Origin of the sequence: Heyndrickxia sp. FSL W8-0423, from assembly GCF_038009395.1 — a bacterium.
Lineage (GTDB): Bacteria > Bacillota > Bacilli > Bacillales > Bacillaceae_C > Heyndrickxia > Heyndrickxia sporothermodurans.
Window position 1 is genome coordinate 1995805 of record NZ_JBBPBE010000001.1, and the last position, 16243, is coordinate 2012047.

At 36.8% G+C, this 16243-nt stretch carries 13 protein-coding genes, 2 pseudogenes and 1 riboswitch; of the genes and pseudogenes, 13 read left to right on the forward strand and 2 right to left on the reverse strand.

Annotated elements, in window-relative coordinates; all coding sequences use genetic code 11:
* Window positions 1–134 precede the first annotated feature (134 nt).
* Window positions 135–290 (forward strand): annotated as a pseudogene (locus MKY81_RS10095) (VOC family protein); the annotation flags it as partial.
* Between the two features lie 134 nt (window positions 291–424).
* Here the strand turns inward: MKY81_RS10095 and MKY81_RS10100 are convergent.
* Window positions 425–1837: a PQQ-dependent sugar dehydrogenase gene (locus MKY81_RS10100; protein WP_341117685.1), complete on the reverse strand. Its 1413-nt coding sequence runs from the start codon at window positions 1835–1837 to the stop codon at window positions 425–427.
* Between the two features lie 242 nt (window positions 1838–2079).
* Window positions 2080–2661: a hypothetical protein gene (locus MKY81_RS10105; protein ID WP_341117686.1), complete on the reverse strand. Its 582-nt coding sequence runs from the start codon at window positions 2659–2661 to the stop codon at window positions 2080–2082.
* A 528-nt stretch (window positions 2662–3189) separates the two neighbouring features.
* On the opposite strand from MKY81_RS10105, the gene MKY81_RS10110 reads away from it, so the two are divergent.
* The 12 genes and pseudogenes from MKY81_RS10110 to MKY81_RS10165 all read left to right on the forward strand — a co-directional run bounded on the left by MKY81_RS10110 (window position 3190) and on the right by MKY81_RS10165 (window position 16242).
* A complete protein-coding gene (locus tag MKY81_RS10110; protein WP_341117687.1) occupies window positions 3190–4209 on the forward strand; it encodes a mechanosensitive ion channel family protein in 1020 nt (339 codons plus the stop codon).
* A gap of 357 nt (window positions 4210–4566) precedes the next feature.
* Window positions 4567–4806: a glutaredoxin domain-containing protein gene (locus MKY81_RS10115; protein ID WP_066232825.1), complete on the forward strand. Its 240-nt coding sequence runs from the start codon at window positions 4567–4569 to the stop codon at window positions 4804–4806.
* Window positions 4800–5180, forward strand: coding sequence for a class Ib ribonucleoside-diphosphate reductase assembly flavoprotein NrdI (gene nrdI, locus MKY81_RS10120; protein ID WP_066232821.1), 381 nt, complete (start codon window positions 4800–4802; stop codon window positions 5178–5180). Before MKY81_RS10115 ends, nrdI begins: the two co-directional genes overlap by 7 nt.
* Window positions 5158–7344: a class 1b ribonucleoside-diphosphate reductase subunit alpha gene (nrdE, locus tag MKY81_RS10125; RefSeq protein WP_108073610.1), complete on the forward strand. Its 2187-nt coding sequence runs from the start codon at window positions 5158–5160 to the stop codon at window positions 7342–7344. The genes nrdI and nrdE overlap by 23 nt, the downstream gene beginning before the upstream one ends.
* Before the next feature lie 17 nt (window positions 7345–7361).
* Window positions 7362–8318, forward strand: a complete 957-nt coding sequence (nrdF, locus tag MKY81_RS10130) for a class 1b ribonucleoside-diphosphate reductase subunit beta (protein WP_108073612.1) — start codon at window positions 7362–7364, stop codon at window positions 8316–8318.
* Window positions 8319–8383: 65 nt separating this feature from the next.
* Window positions 8384–8821: a dUTP diphosphatase gene (locus MKY81_RS10135; protein WP_341117688.1), complete on the forward strand. Its 438-nt coding sequence runs from the start codon at window positions 8384–8386 to the stop codon at window positions 8819–8821.
* A gap of 554 nt (window positions 8822–9375) precedes the next feature.
* Window positions 9376–9477, forward strand: a riboswitch (SAM riboswitch).
* A 91-nt stretch (window positions 9478–9568) separates the two neighbouring features.
* Complete coding sequence (locus MKY81_RS10140; RefSeq protein WP_341117689.1) at window positions 9569–10321, forward strand: cyclase family protein; 753 nt, start codon at window positions 9569–9571, stop codon at window positions 10319–10321.
* Between the two features lie 36 nt (window positions 10322–10357).
* Window positions 10358–11461 carry a 5-methyltetrahydropteroyltriglutamate--homocysteine S-methyltransferase gene (locus MKY81_RS10145; protein ID WP_066232811.1) on the forward strand — a complete coding sequence of 368 codons (1104 nt, stop codon included), beginning with the start codon at window positions 10358–10360 and terminating at the stop codon, window positions 11459–11461.
* Between the two features lie 490 nt (window positions 11462–11951).
* Window positions 11952–12965: a DUF3231 family protein gene (locus MKY81_RS10150; RefSeq protein WP_108073620.1), complete on the forward strand. Its 1014-nt coding sequence runs from the start codon at window positions 11952–11954 to the stop codon at window positions 12963–12965.
* Window positions 12966–13248: 283 nt separating this feature from the next.
* Complete coding sequence (locus MKY81_RS10155) at window positions 13249–13938, forward strand: RraA family protein (protein ID WP_181294722.1); 690 nt, start codon at window positions 13249–13251, stop codon at window positions 13936–13938.
* A 14-nt stretch (window positions 13939–13952) separates the two neighbouring features.
* The gene (locus MKY81_RS10160; RefSeq protein WP_108073621.1) at window positions 13953–14831 is read left to right on the forward strand and encodes a prephenate dehydrogenase/arogenate dehydrogenase family protein; all 879 of its coding nucleotides are present in this window, start codon (window positions 13953–13955) and stop codon (window positions 14829–14831) included.
* Between the two features lie 58 nt (window positions 14832–14889).
* Window positions 14890–16242 (forward strand): annotated as a pseudogene (locus tag MKY81_RS10165) (TRAP transporter large permease subunit).
* Window position 16243 lies beyond the last annotated feature (1 nt).

A 16243-nucleotide genomic window follows, 5' to 3' on the forward strand; every position in this document is an offset into this window, starting at 1 on the left:
CTTTGACAGCGAATGTTCTGGAGAAAATTGTCTCAGTATCTGCAACCCTAGATGTCAAGCATACATTTTGTATGATCTGTGGCTGCCGGTCAGATGAAAGCAATAGATTCAGAACCCCACTGCTTTAGCTGTGGGAGTATCAGGATTCTACTGAAGCAAAAATTATGAGTTCTGGTGGCAAAGTGGCCATGCCAAAGTATGCACTACCCGGAATGGCATGGCAGGGCTATTATATTGATACGGAAGGAAATATCTTTGGCATCCATCAACCGGATGAGAATGCAAAGTAGAATTCAAATATTACAAAAATCATGAAAGTCACCCGCAAATGTTGAATAATCAACCTTTGCGGGTGTTTTTTCATTTAATTCAGTTAAAGCCATTAAAGAGGTTTATTCGAAATTAAGTCAACCATTATAGTAAATCACAAAACAACCTCCATAACCCTACCTTGGTTCAAATCCGTCACTTTCATAGATCCATATACACCTAAATAGAGTCTCGTTTGATCCATATTTGTTCCCAAACTAACATAATAGGCTGATTGCGAACCAAAGTGATCATCGGTTTCAATAATGCTAAAATCATTTCCTCTTGTATAGGCTAATACCCCTCGGACAGGTGGCCGCGATTCTTCAACTCGGGCAAGATCGGTAAACACTACGCTTCCCGTTAAATGGGGGATTCCATCTCCCATATACGGCTGGACTCCTGTTAGGGCGGTTCCGCCAAACTTATCGGGGCGAGGATTTTTATGAAAATAACTAGTTAAAGGGTGAAGACGACTCACTGAGGTTTTTATTGCTTCATTATAATAGGCGATGGTTTTCTCTTTCAAAGTCGGATCTGCTGAGCAATCACTTATCGTCGAAGTAGGTAAAGAACCTTCCCATCCCCGCCACCCAAGGTTTATCAACCCCTCATCGACAAGGTTCGCTTTCATTAAAGAAGCTTCAATGAGGTGAGGAACTGGTATAGGTTTATAATGGACGAATGAATAAATTGATTCTACTAAATCCTGTCCGACATTTCCCACATACTTGATATACTGACGACCAAATCTTTGAAATGCTATGCCTGGTATATTGCGAACCCCTTTGGCGATTACCGTGAGTGTTTCTTGAATGGGTACTGGCAGCTTATTAAAACGTGTGACGACGGGGGGATTAAGGATAGACGTATTCTTGTCTACATCGATTTCGATGATTTTGCCGAATATCTCCATATCATCCTGACTTAAATTAAATGGATCATAGCCTGCTCCACCATCCCCGGTTGTAAAAACAAGTTTTCCTGTTTCAGGTGAAAAGTTTAAGCTGTTAACACCATTATGGTTAAAAAATGGTCTTCTTAAGTTCAATAATGTCCTTCGTTTTTGAGGTTGACCATTTGATTGTAAAATCCATTCTTCAACCGTATCAATATGATCATATAATGTCTCTCTATTTTTCCACTTTAGGTTTAACGTACTTGGATCACACGGGTCAGGCTTAAAGGGTTTAGGAAGAGCACCCGGACCTTGTGTTCCAGCTACTGAATAATGAAGATAAAACAACCCGTTATAATAAAAATGTGGATGAAACGCAAGCCCCAGCAATCCCCGTTCATCATATCCCCGACCGGAAACACCAGGTTCAGAGGATCCTAGTTTAATGACTCGATGGCGAATATCTAAAAAAGTCCTAACATCGCCGTTCCCTATGTAAAAAATCTCTCCTACCTGGGTCGCAATAAATAATCGTTCAATTGAATCACCTGGAAGTATAGTCGTTTTCATAACAGTGGGCAAATTAATCTTACTAACAATGGGCCGTAAACGAACCTTTACTTTGATCAACTCATTCCCATCCCTTCTTTTTTATAAGAATATGATGAGAACGGTTCAACTAGTCAATGAAAATTAGAAGCTGTTTAAGATGAGTGTGGATGGATTATTGTATGTTGGATCCTAAAAAACAGGCCACTCATCAGTTTCTGTTTAGTAGTCTTTTCTTCCATTTTGCAGTGAGAGATGAGTTCAAAGAGTAATCATGAACAAGATCTATACGGAGAATGGCACAAAACACCCGTCACTCTTCATTACTCAGCCACACGGACATCCATCGCATAACGACTATTCGGTAAATAGAAAACTTCCAGTCTTTTCCCTTTCATATTTTTTTCAAAATAATCTTGGCGTATCCATAGATGGGTAGCTTGAATGGTTACATCTTCAAACATAATTTCATACACCACTCGCGGTCCAGACTCTGGGTTATCATACTCCACCTCTTTCGGGATGCCAATGATCTTTTCAAATTGCTTGTTTTCATAAGCGATCTTATCTTTATAGATCATTTTCACATTTACCATGAGTTGAGTGGCAGCATAGAAAAAAGCAATCGTTATAAAAATACCTAATAGTTTCCAAATCCAATTGCGGGTCATAAAAATTATTGTGATAAAGATCGAGCAGAAAACAAATGTGAAACAAACACCACTAATCAGCTGAATAATCTCATGAACAATCCAATCATTTTTGAAGAAAAATGAAATACCAAAAATGATAAGCGTCAAAATAAAAAGTATTATGCACAGGATCATAAAGAACATGCCAATCCGTTCCCCTAAGGTCTTTACATTATTTAAGGTGAACAATCGATTGATAGACTTTGATTTCATCGCTTTCACCCTTTCTTTGAAAAACTAGATAGTAAATATACGTAACAATTGCAAAAAGGTTTTATGGTATACTATTTTTTTACTTAAGTCCTTTTTTAACAACCAAAGATCATCAAAATAAGCGGAAATTTTCCGGCTATACAGCAGAATAGAGCTCGGTTCGAGGGAAATAAGCGGAATTTTTCCGATTAAGTAAAGAAAAATTACTCATTTTCACGTTTTTTGAGTTAATAGTCGGAATTTTTCCGCCTATTTAAGGTATTTTTAATGCTTTTTCTTAAATAAAGGAAATTTCTCCGCTTATCTATCAAACCCAAAAATTAGCGTTCTAATGAACTTGTACATCTTCTCCTTTAATTCTTTGGAAAAATCCCAAGCTTGCTAATTAAATTGTAATGCTAACGATTTTAAGTTTCATTTACGGACTTTATACCCATACTTCTTTTTCAAGTATTTGCTAGAATATATAAGGAGTTTGCTCTTTATTCAGCTAAAGAGAAAATTGCATAAAATAATGAAGGTGAAAACATGGATATTCAAACATTAAAAAATTGGATTCATTCGTTTAATTATATGAGCTTAATCATTATTGCAGCTGTTGTAATGGGAATGTTGATCATACGATGGATTCTTCTTACGATTCTCAAAAAGCTTCCCAAACATCATGCTGCGTTGAGAAGCATCGTAAATTGGTTTACTTTTTATGGAACTCTTCTCTTTTTGCTTCTATATTTTTCAAAAGCAAAATGGATGTTTGCCAAGATATTTAAATTCGGCAAGGTGGATATAACGCTATTTCTAATTATTGTGGCTGTTTTAATTATTTCTTTAGCCAGTCGACTTTCAAAAATTTCAACGAATGTTTTATTGCCTGGGATATACAATCGATACCACTTAGATAAAGGCACGAGATATACATTTGACCGAGTTGTACATTATTCCATTATGATTATTGCGATTATTATCAGCTTAACGACAGTGGGGATCAATCTTAGTGCATTAACGATGTTTGCTGGCATCATCAGTGTCGGAATTGGGTTTGGACTGCAAAACATTGCATCCAACTTTATTTCTGGTGTGATTATTCTGTTTGAACGTCCAATAAAAGTCGGGGATCGCGTTCTTATTGATGACATTATTGGCGACGTGGAAAAAATTAATATGCGGGCGACGATCATTAAAACAGTTAACAATGAACATATTATTGTTCCGAATTCCTACTTTTTAGGAGAAAAGGTTGTTAACCGTTCGTTTAGTGATCCTAGACTGCGAATATCGATACCCTTTACTGTTGATATTGGAACAGATGCAGAAAAAGTAAGAGAATCACTTATGGAGATTGCGAGAGAGGAAAGCTTAGTCTCACCGGCCGTTTTATTGGATCCGGAACCATTTGTGAATTTTGTTGGCTTTGGGGCTAACAATCTTCAATTTGAACTATCAATCATGATATCTGATCCTAATCAGCTTGCAATTATAAAAAGTAACATAAACTTTAGAATAAATAAGCAATTTTATGAAAATAAATTGGAAATGGTGAGCAAATAATCTTAAGAGGTAAAGAACTATCACGTGGTTTAATAGACAAGACGATTACAGGTCCTTTGAAAAGTTTTTTTCCTGTAATCGCTTGTCACAAAAAATAATTTTCTCAAAATATTTTTTTCTTAACGAAAGTTTTGGAGTTGAGAGTGACAAAAAAGTTATTAAAGATTTCCCCCATCCCCCTCTAGCACTAGCAGTATTCCACTTTTGTTTTATTTCCTCTTAAAAATCCCTTGTCAAGTGTATTTCTTTCTATTTCTGCAAAAAAATAATTAGCAGCTTCATGGGATGAAATTCTCGTCATAACTTGCTATAATCAGATATTAATAGACGAAAAAAATGTAGATAGGCGGTAATAAAATGTCGAAAGTAACAGTGTATACGAAAAATGGTTGTCCTCAATGTGATATGACAAAGGTTGTCTTAAATGGGGAAGGAATTGAGTTTGAAACATTCAATGTAGAAGAAGATGAAAATGCTTTTGATTACGTTGTAAATACATTAAATTTACGTCAGATGCCAGTAGTGATAGTAGAGGGGCAAGAACCATTTACCGGTTTTCAGCCGGATAAATTGAAAGCAATAGCTGTTAAATGTTAATTGCTTATCTTTCCTTAACTGGGAATGTTAGGAGCTTTGTAAAGAGGACCGGGCTGGAATCTGTTGAAATCAACTACTCGGATCCTCTTTTTGAGGTTCATGAATCATTTGTTTTAATTGCCCCATCCTATGATGATGAAATTACAGATATCGTTAGTTCATTTCTTAACTATAAAAATAACCTCGACTATTTAGTTGGCTTTGTTGGCAGCGGTAATTTGAATTTTGATCATAATTATTGCTTTAACGCACGGGATTTAGCCCAAAAATATGATAAACCATTACTCTTTACATTTGAATTTAGCGGAACAGATGAAGATGTTATTTATTTTAAGAAGGAAGTGAAGCGACTTGCTAGCACCGGAATTAAGTAAAAAGGTCAAAGAGGATACGTATTTTACGCTTAACAATCTATTAAATTTGCCTAAAGATGGAAAAATCCAATTAGATAAAGATAAGGCAGCTGTTAAAGCATACTTTTTAGAATATGTTAATCCGAATACAGTATTCTTCCATTCATTGGACGAAAAGTTGGATTATTTAATTGAAAATGATTATATTAAATCCGATTTTCTAGATAAATACGATCGGAAGTTTGTCAAAAAAGTATTTAAAAGTATTTATAATAAAAAATTTCGTTTCCGTTCATTCATGGGTGCTTATAAGTTTTATTCCCAATATGCAATGAAAACCGATGACGGGAATCGATTTTTAGAAAGATATGAAGATCGCTTGGCCTTTAATGCACTTGCTTTAGCCGATGGGAATGAACAATTGGCACTTGACTTAGCAGACGAATTAATCAACCAGCGCTATCAACCTGCAACCCCTACGTTTTTAAATATTGGTAAAAAAAGAGCGGGGGAAATGGTTTCGTGTTTCCTCTTAACGGTTTCCGATGATATGAATTCGATTGGTAGAAGCATCAACTCTGCTTTGCAATTATCCAAATTAGGCGGAGGCGTTGGAATTAGTTTATCGAATCTTCGTGCGAATAATGATCCAATCAGAGGTGTATATGGACTTGCTGATGGAGTAGTTCCAGTGATGAAAATGTTTGAAGATGCCTTTTCCTATGCCAATCAAGGCGGAGCGAGAGATGGTGCAGGTGTTGTGTATTTAAATATCTTCCACCCTGACATCGTTGACTTCTTATCTGTTCGAAAAGAAAACGCTGATGAGAAAGTGCGGATCAAAACTTTATCACTTGGCCTCATCGTACCGGATAAATTCTATGAATTAATTAAAAACAATGATTATATGTATTTATTTTCACCGCACGATGTTGAAAAAGTTTACGGAAAACCATTTGCATATATAGACATTACGAAAGAATATGACAAAATGGTTGAAAATCCTAATATTCGTAAATCAAAAATCAAAGCGAGAGATTTAGAAACAGAAATAAGCAATCTTCAAAATGAAAGCGGCTATCCATACATCATTAATATCGATAATGTGAATCGCGCCAATCCTATTGACGGAACGATCATCATGTCTAATCTGTGTACGGAAATTTTTCAAGTGCAGAAGGATTCCATGATAAATAATGATCAAACTTTTGCTCAATTAGGGAATGATGTCAGCTGTAATTTAGGCTCAACGAATGTCACCAATCTCATGAGTTCACCTGACTTTGGAAAATCCGTACGCACGATGCTGCGTGCTTTAACATACGTAACCGATCATTCGAGTATTGATGTCGTGCCGTCTGTAAAAAATGGGAATGATATGTATCATTCAGTTGGCTTGGGAGCTATGAACTTGCACGGATTTTTAGCCAAAAATAAAATTTATTATGGATCTCCTGAAGCATTGGAATTTACGGATATTTATTTTATGCTATTAAACTATTGGACGCTCGTTGAAAGTAATGCAATTTCAATCGAAACGGGAAAAACGTTCTATGAGTTTGAAAAATCGAAATATGCAACAGGTGAATATTTTGACAAATATTTAAACGAACCGGATTTTGAATTTAAACATGAAAAAGTGAAAGAATTATTTAAAGATATTTTTATTCCACATCATAAGGACTGGCAACAATTAAAAGAATCAGTTATGGAATATGGAATATATAATGCCTATCGGCTTGCAACAGCGCCGACAGGATCGATTTCATATGTGAACGAGGCAACTGCCTCCATTCATCCAATTACTCAACGAATTGAGGAACGTACCGAAGGAAAGCGTGGAAAAGTGTATTATCCAGCACCATATTTAACGACTGAAACACTTCCTTACTATGAATCTGCCTATGATATCGATCAACGAAAAATAATTGATACGTATGCAACAGCACAAAAACATGTCGATCAAGGTTTAAGTATGACGCTGTTTATGAGATCTGAATTACCAGCTGGGATGTATGAATGGAAAAATAACAGTGAATATCCTACGAAGAAAACAACAAGAGATTTGAATATCTTGAGAAATTATGCGTGGAAAAAAGGCATTAAATCAGTTTATTACATCAGGACGTATACGGATGATGGAACTGAAGTAGGTGCGAACTATTGTGAATCTTGCAGTATTTAAGGGGGGAAAGACTTTAGATGGAATGGAATTATTATGATGCAATAAATTGGAATAATATTGAAGATATTATGGATAAAATGACGTATGAGAAATTAACAGAACAATTCTGGCTTTCGACACGTATGCCTGTGTCTAAAGATAAATCTGATTGGACGAAGCTTCCTGATCCTGAGAAACGTTTAGTAGAAAAGGTATTTGGCGGGCTAACGATGCTCGATACACTCCAATCGGAGAATGGCATTGATGCATTGCGGAAAGATGCAAAAACACAGCATGAAATCGCGGTACTTAATAATATTCAATTTATGGAATCCGAGCATGCGCGAAGCTATTCATCGATTTTCAGCACACTCAATACAAAAAAGGAAATTGAAGATATTTTTAGATGGGCGAGAGAAGATGATTTTCTTCAAACGAAAGCGCGTATCATTGATGAAATATATCAGAGCGGTACTCCGTTAGAGAAGAAAGTAGCCAGTGTCTTTTTAGAATCATTTTTATTTTATTCCGGATTTTACACACCATTATATTATTTAGGTAGAGCAAAATTAATCAACGTAGCAGAAGTCATCAAGCTAATTATCAGAGATGAATCGGCACATGGAGCGTATATTGGATATAAGTTTAAAATTGGTTTCGAGCAATTGACAGATTCGGAAAAAGAAGCGATGAAATCATGGACATACTCTTTGCTTTATAAATTGTATGAAAATGAAGTGAAGTACACAGAGTCCTTATATGACGAAGTGGGCTGGACGGAAGATGTCAAAGTTTTCCTTCGTTATAATGCCAATAAAGCATTAATGAATCTTGGTTTAGCACCACTATTCCCTGATACAGCAGATGATGTGAATCCGATTGTTATTAATGGATTATCTACCGGAACAACGAATCACGATTTCTTCTCAACAGTGGGAAATGGCTATTTACTGTCAGTTGTTGAGGATATGAAAGAATCAGATTATGACTATTAAACAGCTTAGCGATGGGGGCTTTTTGGGCAACCCATCGCTATTCTTTAGAAGTAGAGGAGAAAAACATGTCAACACAACAAATTAAGATTAAATATTTTGATGAAAAATTAATAAGAATCGATAAAATTGTCCAAGGTGACTGGTTAGATTTACGTGCAGCCAAAACTATCGAATTAAAAAAAGATGAATTCAAACTAATTCCGCTTGGCGTTGCAATGGAACTTCCCGAAGGATACGAAGCACATGTCGTCCCTCGTTCAAGTACGTTCAAGAATTTTGGAATCATCCAAACGAATTCCATGGGAGTCATTGACGAATCATATAAAGGTGATCAAGATCAATGGTTTTTCCCCGCATATGCACTAAGAGATACCGTAATTGAAATGAACGACCGTATTTGTCAGTTCCGAATCATGAAAAAAATGCCGACGGTAGAATTAGTTGAGGTTGAATCGCTTGGAAATGCCAACCGTGGCGGACATGGTTCTACTGGAACAAAGTAATACATTTATCGAGGATATTACATATTTTAATGACTAATATGTAATGTCCTTTTTTTCTTTTAATTTTGAAAACCATGTACCTCATAAATGCTGTATGAAGCACTTCTTGTTTTAATTTTGAAAACCATGTACCTCATAAATGCTGTATGAAGCACTTCTTGTTTTAATTTTGAAAACCATGTACCTCAAAAAACGCTGTATGAAGTACTTCTTTTTTAATTTTGAAAACCATGTACCTCATAAACGCTGTATGAAGCACTTCTTGTTTTAATTTTGAAAACCATGTACCTCATAAACGCTGTATGAAGTACTTCTTACTTTAATTTTGTTGATCAAGTTCCTCTTAAACATTATTCAAAACTCTACGACAAAACAAAACAGCCATAGAACCAGTAATCATACGGGGTTCAAGGCTGTTTTTCCTCGTTTCCAGCTAGCTTATTCTATTTAAATGTTAATCTTTCTAAGTATGCAATCTCAAATATTTTATCCATTCATGTTGACAAATTCCTCTCTAAACTGTATAGTAAACCCATAACTTAATATTTCGAATTTTCTTATCCAGAGAGGTGGAGGGACTGGCCCTTTGAAGCCTCGGCAGCGGACTTTTTTAAGTACTGTGCCAATTCCAGTAGCGTAAGGCTAGAAGATAAGAGGAGCAGGTAATGTATTCGTTTATTCACCCCTCTTCTGTTTTCTAGAAGAGGGGTTTTTAGTATTTTAAAAATTTATATATGAGGTGATTTAATGTCAACAGTAAAAACAGACAATGAGCTTTTGAAGGCATTTGAGGTACTGCAAAAGAAGGAATGGGTTGATCTCACACATACTTTTGGCCCGAATTCCCCACATTTCTCAGCTTTTGACGATGCGGAGTTCACAACACTTTTCACCCATGATGACGGCTTTTTTGCACAAAGTTTCCAGTTCCCAGGTCAGTATGGAACACATATCGATGCCCCGATACATTTCGTTCGCAACAAACGTTATCTAGAGGAGCTAGAGTTAAAAGAACTCGTTTTGCCTCTTATCGTGATTGATAAATCGAAGGAAGCGGAAGAAAATAATGACTTTATCTTATCCGTTGATGATGTCCTCAAGTTTGAAGAAGAATATGGAAAAATTGAAGCAGGTTCATTTGTGGCTTTACGCACTGACTGGGGAAAACGTTGGCCTGATAAGGAGGCATTTGAAAATAAAGATGAAGAGGGAAATAGTCACACACCGGGTTGGGGACTAGAAGCCTTAAAATTCTTATTTGAAGAAAGACAAATTAAAGCTGTCGGACATGAAACATTTGATACAGATGCTGCTGTTGATTTTCGCAAAAATGCTTCCCTCGTTGGTGAATACTATGTGCTTGAGCAAGATACATTTCAAGTAGAATTGTTGACTAACCTAGATAAGCTGCCAGCCAAAGGAGCTGTTATTTTCAATATTAGTCCAAAGCCTGAGAAAGCAACAGGTTTTCCAGTCCGTTCATTTGCTATTTTGCCATAATGATAGATAAAAAATACTTAAGGGAGAGAGAATAAAATGACAAAAACATTAATTAAAGCTCCATTTAGAGCAGACCATGTGGGAAGTTTATTACGACCAGCGAGAATTCATAAGGCCAGGAAGGATTTCCAAGAAGGGCATATTACAGCACAGGAACTACATGAAATTGAAACAGACGAGATTAAAAAAGTTGTTGATAAACAAATCGAAGTCGGACTGAAAGCTGTCACAGATGGAGAATTCCGCCGAAGATTTTGGCATACAGATTTTCTAGAGCATTTAAATGGTGTAGAAGGCTATATCCCAGAGCATGGCTTTAAGTTTAAAGGGGAGGAAACCGAACGATACGATGTTCGAGTAGTTGGAAAAATCTCATTTAATCCTCATCACCCACATATAAAGGACTTTATTGAATTTAAAGAAATAGTTGGTGACCGTGCCATTGCAAAGCAAACGATCCCGAGTCCTAATCAATTATTTAATGCCGGTATTCGTAACTTGGAAGTTTATGCAGATATTGAAGAATATGCAAATGATATTATTCAAGCATACCGTGAGTCAATCAACGCCTTTTATGATGCCGGATGCCGTTATCTTCAGCTAGATGATGTCTACATTGCCGGTCTTAATGCACCGGAAATTCCATTTAATGATAGCGGTTATTCCCGTGAAGAATTAATCGAATTGGCCTTACGGGTTGCAAATGGCGTACTGGAGGATAAACCGGAAGATTTAATTGTAACGACTCATCTTTGCCGTGGTAACTACCGATCGAAATGGGCTTTTGAAGGCAGTTATGCAAAAATCGCGCCAACTTTATTTGCAAAGGAAAAAGTCAACGGATTTTTCTTAGAATATGATGACGATCGTTCGGGAGATTTCGAACCTTTGGAATACATTCCAAATGGCGGTCCCCAAGTCGTTCTGGGAGTCTTCACATCGAAGCATGGCACATTAGAAGAGAAGGAGACGATCAAAGCACGCGTGAAAGAAGCAACAAAATACGTACCATTAGAGCAATTATGTATCAGCCCGCAATGCGGTTTTGCCTCTACGCATCATGGGAATATTTTAACGGAAGAAGAGCAATGGGCGAAGTTGAAATATATTGTGGATCTTTCTAAAGAAATATGGGGTTAGGAAATACTTACTTAAATAAAGCAATTAGCAGATCAAATCGAATATGATTTGGTCTCTTATTTTCCACTAATATATCAACGATTATGGGATATTACTACTGTAATTAGAAAATTGTAGTCAACTTGTTGATTTTTTTTACTTATTGATGTCCTTTTGAGCAACCAAACATCATCAAAATAAGCGGATATTTTCCGGATAGCCAGCAGAATGGAGCTCAAATCGTGGTATATAAGCGGAATTTTTCCGATTAAGCAAAGAAAAATGACTTAATTTCACGTTTTTTGAGTGAATAGTCGGAATTTTTCTGTCTATTTAAGGTATTTTCAGTGCTATTTCTGAATTAAGAGAAATTTTTCCGCTTATTTATCAAACTCGATATACAATCCATCTAGGATGACATGCTTTTCACTCATCCGTAATGAATAATGTTTCGGTTTTAATACCATCATAAATATAGCAATAGCGATATTTAGAAGGACGTGAAAAAGTAATGACCGAACATAATATTCCGCTTACTGCTTCGGAAATGGGTTTTCTATGGACTCAATATATGAATGATAGTTTAGCTATTTGTGTCATGAAATATTTTAAAAATATTTGTGAGGATAAAGAAATCCATCCTCTTATCGAGAATTCCCTAAGTATAGCAGAAAACGACATCAACATTATTACGGAGATTTTTAAAAAAGAAAATTGCACAATACCAGTCGGTTTTACTGATGAAGATGTAAATGTAAATGCTCCGAGATTGTTTTCCGACGTATTTATTCTTATGTATATACAAAAATTAGAGATTGTTGCAATGGCGACTATTGGTATAGCAATAGGTGTTTCTGCACGTTCGGACGTAAGTGATTTTTTTAGAAATTTACTTGTTTCCGTTTCCGAATTACATGATAAGGCGAGAAAAGTTATGTTATCAAAAGGTGTATATGTCCGACCGCCGCATATACCAAGTCCGGATAAGGTTGATTATGTAAATAAACAAGGTTTTCTATTTGATTTTTTAGGTTCTCATAAACGACCATTAACAGCGATTGAAATTACACATCTTTACATCAACATTCAAACAAACGCAATGGGAAAAGCATTGATGGCCGGGTTTGCCCAAGTGTGTCACAATAAGGACGTCAAACAATTTTTTTTAGAAGGAAAGGGAATTTCCAACAAGCATATTAAAAAGTTTAGTTCAATCTTAGCTAACGGTGATCTTCCCACCTCTATGCCTTGGAATTCTTACGTTTCAGACAGTACGGTTGCACCATTTTCTGATAAATTGATGATGTTTCATACAATTACTTTGATTGCCGCAGGAATCGCAAATTACGGTACCGCTGCTGGGTCATGTGCACGAATGGATTTAAGTGCCTTGTATACACGCCTTTCAGCGGAAATTGCCTTATATGCGGAAGATGGTGCCAACCTTATGATTAAACATGCTTTTCTGGAAGAACCACCGAAAGCGGCCGACCATAAAGCACTTGCCAATAAGCCAAAGTCATAAAGCGTATCGGGGAAAAATTGAAACAACTTTGTATTATGGGTCTTCATTCGTGAAGACTTTTTTTATTTTTACAGTTTGAACGCTAAAAAACTATTTACATCGTTAAATAACGATGATACTATTTCATTAATGTAATAATAAATATTACACAAAATAATAAAAGTGTTATTTTTACTACAATGATAATCGATAAATTTTTTCGCTTCTTTTGAAACCGTTATCATTCTATTAAGTAGAAAAATAGGTTTGAGAAGTTAAACATTTATCTTAAATAGGGGAGTGTATGCAATTGAGTCATTCAGCAACGCTTTTGTCTCAAGAAATTATTGCAAGGGCCAAAAAACTAAATACAACACTTATTTCAGATGCTCTAGGTTGTACTGGTTCAATGGATTACAAAGTTAAGCCAGTCTCGTCGGGGATGAAAGTAGTTGGAACTGCTTTAACAGTCGATATGAGAGCAGGAGATAATCTTTTTTTACATCAGGGAATTTACTGCGGGGGAGAGGGATATGTGCTTGTCGCAGATGGAAAAGGGCATACAGAAAATGCTTATCTGGGTGAGTTAATGGCCGGAGCAGCAAAAGCACTTGGTCTTGAAGGAATTGTCATTGATGGGCTTGTCCGTGATAAAGAAATGCTTAGTGAAATTGGGCTGCCAATTTTTTCAAAAGGTTTTATTCCTAATGGGCCATTTAAGGATGGACCTGGTGCTATTAATATACCAATTTCCTGTGCGGGAGTTACCGTTAATCCAGGTGATTTAATTGTTGGAGATGATGACGGAGTCGTTGTTGTCCCAAAAGATAAAATTGAAAACGTACTCATAAAAGCGGAAGCAAAACTTAAATATGAGGAAAAACGTCTGCAGATAATTGCTAGCTATGAGGAGAGAAGAAAACAAGGAAATACAGATAATATCAATATTGCCCCAGAATGGCTAGCAGAAAAAATGAGAGAGTTTGGATTTTAAAGGAGAGAAAAGAAATGAATTTAGGGTTCATTGGATTTGGGGAGGCAGCCTTTGAATTAGCGTCTGGCCTGTACGAGCAAGGAATAGGAAAGATGAAGGCATATGATCCACTTTGGATTGTGCCGGAATATAGCGAACTTATTCGAAACAGGGCTAAAGTGTCAAATGTGACAATGGTAGAATCATTATATGAGTTAATGAAAGAAGTAGAAGCTGTCATTGTTGCAGTACCTGCACATAAGGCGCTTGAAGTAAGTGAACAACTAATGTCACATGTTAACAATAAAAGCATTTATATTGATGTTACGGCTGCAAACCCGAAAGTCAAAAAGCAAATATCGTCAAATATAAGCAATTCCGGCGGAAAATTTGTAGATGCTGCGATGATGGGACCTTTGCCAGTTTATAAACATAAAGTGCCTATTCTTGCCAGTGGTAATGGAACGGATGTTTTTATTGAAATGATGTCTGTTTATGGTATGAATATCGAGAAGGTTAGCGAAATACCCGGTGAAGCAACTGCTGCAAAATTAATACGAAGCATTTATATGAAAGGAGTCGTGGGGCTGTATATTGAATTATTAGAAGCTGCTCACCATTTTAATGTCGAAAATCTTGTCATTGATTCACTGAGCGAAACGATTAACGGCAGAACATTTGAAGAAACAATGAATCGGCTCGTGACGGGAACAGCACTTCATGCAACTCGACGTTCCATTGAGCTTGGCGGCACAATTGATATGCTAGAATCAGCCAAGATTGATTCATCGATGTCCGTAGCAGCCAAAGCAAAAATTGAAAAACTTGCTTTATTAAATTTAAAAGAGAAGTATCATGGCGAAAAGCCTGATCACTGGCGGCAGGTAATTGAGGCATTTAAGGTTACAACATAAAAATTCAGTGACTAATTGAGGAGAAATAATTTTGAAAATTTAGAAAGAAGGTGCAGGAATGGGGATTGGAATATGGGCATTACTGGTATTCATTGGCATCATTATTTTTTGGAATCTGGTGCTAAAACGTAATATTGCAGAAGCAATGCTTGCAGGTTTTATTGCAACTTCTATGTTTGGGGGTACAAAATTCTTTGATTTAATATGGAGTGGTCTCCTCTTTGCTGCTACTAATGAAGTTTTGTACGCGTCTATCGCATTTGTGTTTATGGCGTATGTCATTGATCATACGGCAATCATCGCTAGTCTGGTAAAAATATTGAACTCTGTGCTTGGTCGTCTCCCTGGTGGAGCTGCATACGTTGATACAATTGCATCTGGAATAATGGGAACGCTTGCAGGATCAAACTCGGGAAATACGGCTACGACAGGTTCCATAACAGCGCCCTGGATGGTGCAGTCCAATTTCACGAGGGAACGAGCAGCTACGATTGTAGCCGGAAATGGCGGTCTCGGTGCAGCATTACCACCTAGTGCATCGATGTTCATCATGCTTGGGTTCGCTCCCATTGCAGCTCTTGTATCAGAGGGGGACTTGTATGTAGCACTGTTTATTTCAGGAATTTATCAAGTTATTTATCGTGTGTTCCTAATTTTATATTTTGTTAAGCGTGATAATATTAAAGCAATTTCACCTGAGTTTATTTAGCCGTTGAAAGAAGCGTTGAGGACAGGCTGGAAGTCAACATTGATTTTCTTTGGGGCATTAATTCCGATTGTCGTCACGATCGGCCCCCTTGCAGAAAAGTTTATGAAGAATCCAAGTATTGGTGAAGATGCAATGAATAGTATCTCTCTTATCACGTGGATCCCAATTTTAATTATTTTAATCAGCATGATGGTCGGATGGACTAAGTTACCGAAAACAGCATCGGGTTGGTCTGATTTTTTAAATAAAGCAATTCCTCGCTTTTCAACGATCGGCGCATTACTTGTCTTCGCTTATGCGTCTAGTCAGGTACTGACAGATCTCGGTCTTGCCGAAGATTTAACAACTGTAATGGGGTCTATCTCAATTTCTAAATGGTTAATGGTACTGCTTATATCGATCCTTGTTGCACTCGTTGCTGGTCCATTGTCATCAACAGCTACATTAACCGCCATCGGAATAGTCGCTTTTGCGGCAATGGTATCAGCGGGTGTTGATCCCTTGCTTGCAGTAGTCGCAATTCTCGTTTTTGCATCTACAGAAGGTGCATCGCCTCCGGCTTCCGGATCAATCTTTATTGCGGCCTCGCTAGCAGGTGCAAGTCCAGAAAAAACATTCGTTCCGTTAGTTTTATATTATGTACTTCCTATTTTATTGATTGGATACTTGATTGCAATGGGTATCTTACCAGTCCTAACCTAAA

Coding starts and splice junctions, on each gene's coding strand:
- MKY81_RS10105 (WP_341117686.1), bottom strand. CDS start 2,661: ATGAAATCAAAGTCTATCAATCGATTGTTCACCTTAAATAATGTAAAG.
- MKY81_RS10110 (WP_341117687.1), top strand. CDS start 3,190: ATGGATATTCAAACATTAAAAAATTGGATTCATTCGTTTAATTATATG.
- MKY81_RS10115 (WP_066232825.1), top strand. CDS start 4,567: ATGTCGAAAGTAACAGTGTATACGAAAAATGGTTGTCCTCAATGTGAT.
- nrdI (WP_066232821.1), top strand. CDS start 4,800: ATGTTAATTGCTTATCTTTCCTTAACTGGGAATGTTAGGAGCTTTGTA.
- nrdF (WP_108073612.1), top strand. CDS start 7,362: ATGGAATGGAATTATTATGATGCAATAAATTGGAATAATATTGAAGAT.
- MKY81_RS10135 (WP_341117688.1), top strand. CDS start 8,384: ATGTCAACACAACAAATTAAGATTAAATATTTTGATGAAAAATTAATA.
- MKY81_RS10140 (WP_341117689.1), top strand. CDS start 9,569: ATGTCAACAGTAAAAACAGACAATGAGCTTTTGAAGGCATTTGAGGTA.
- MKY81_RS10145 (WP_066232811.1), top strand. CDS start 10,358: ATGACAAAAACATTAATTAAAGCTCCATTTAGAGCAGACCATGTGGGA.
- MKY81_RS10150 (WP_108073620.1), top strand. CDS start 11,952: ATGACCGAACATAATATTCCGCTTACTGCTTCGGAAATGGGTTTTCTA.
- MKY81_RS10155 (WP_181294722.1), top strand. CDS start 13,249: ATGCAATTGAGTCATTCAGCAACGCTTTTGTCTCAAGAAATTATTGCA.
- MKY81_RS10160 (WP_108073621.1), top strand. CDS start 13,953: ATGAATTTAGGGTTCATTGGATTTGGGGAGGCAGCCTTTGAATTAGCG.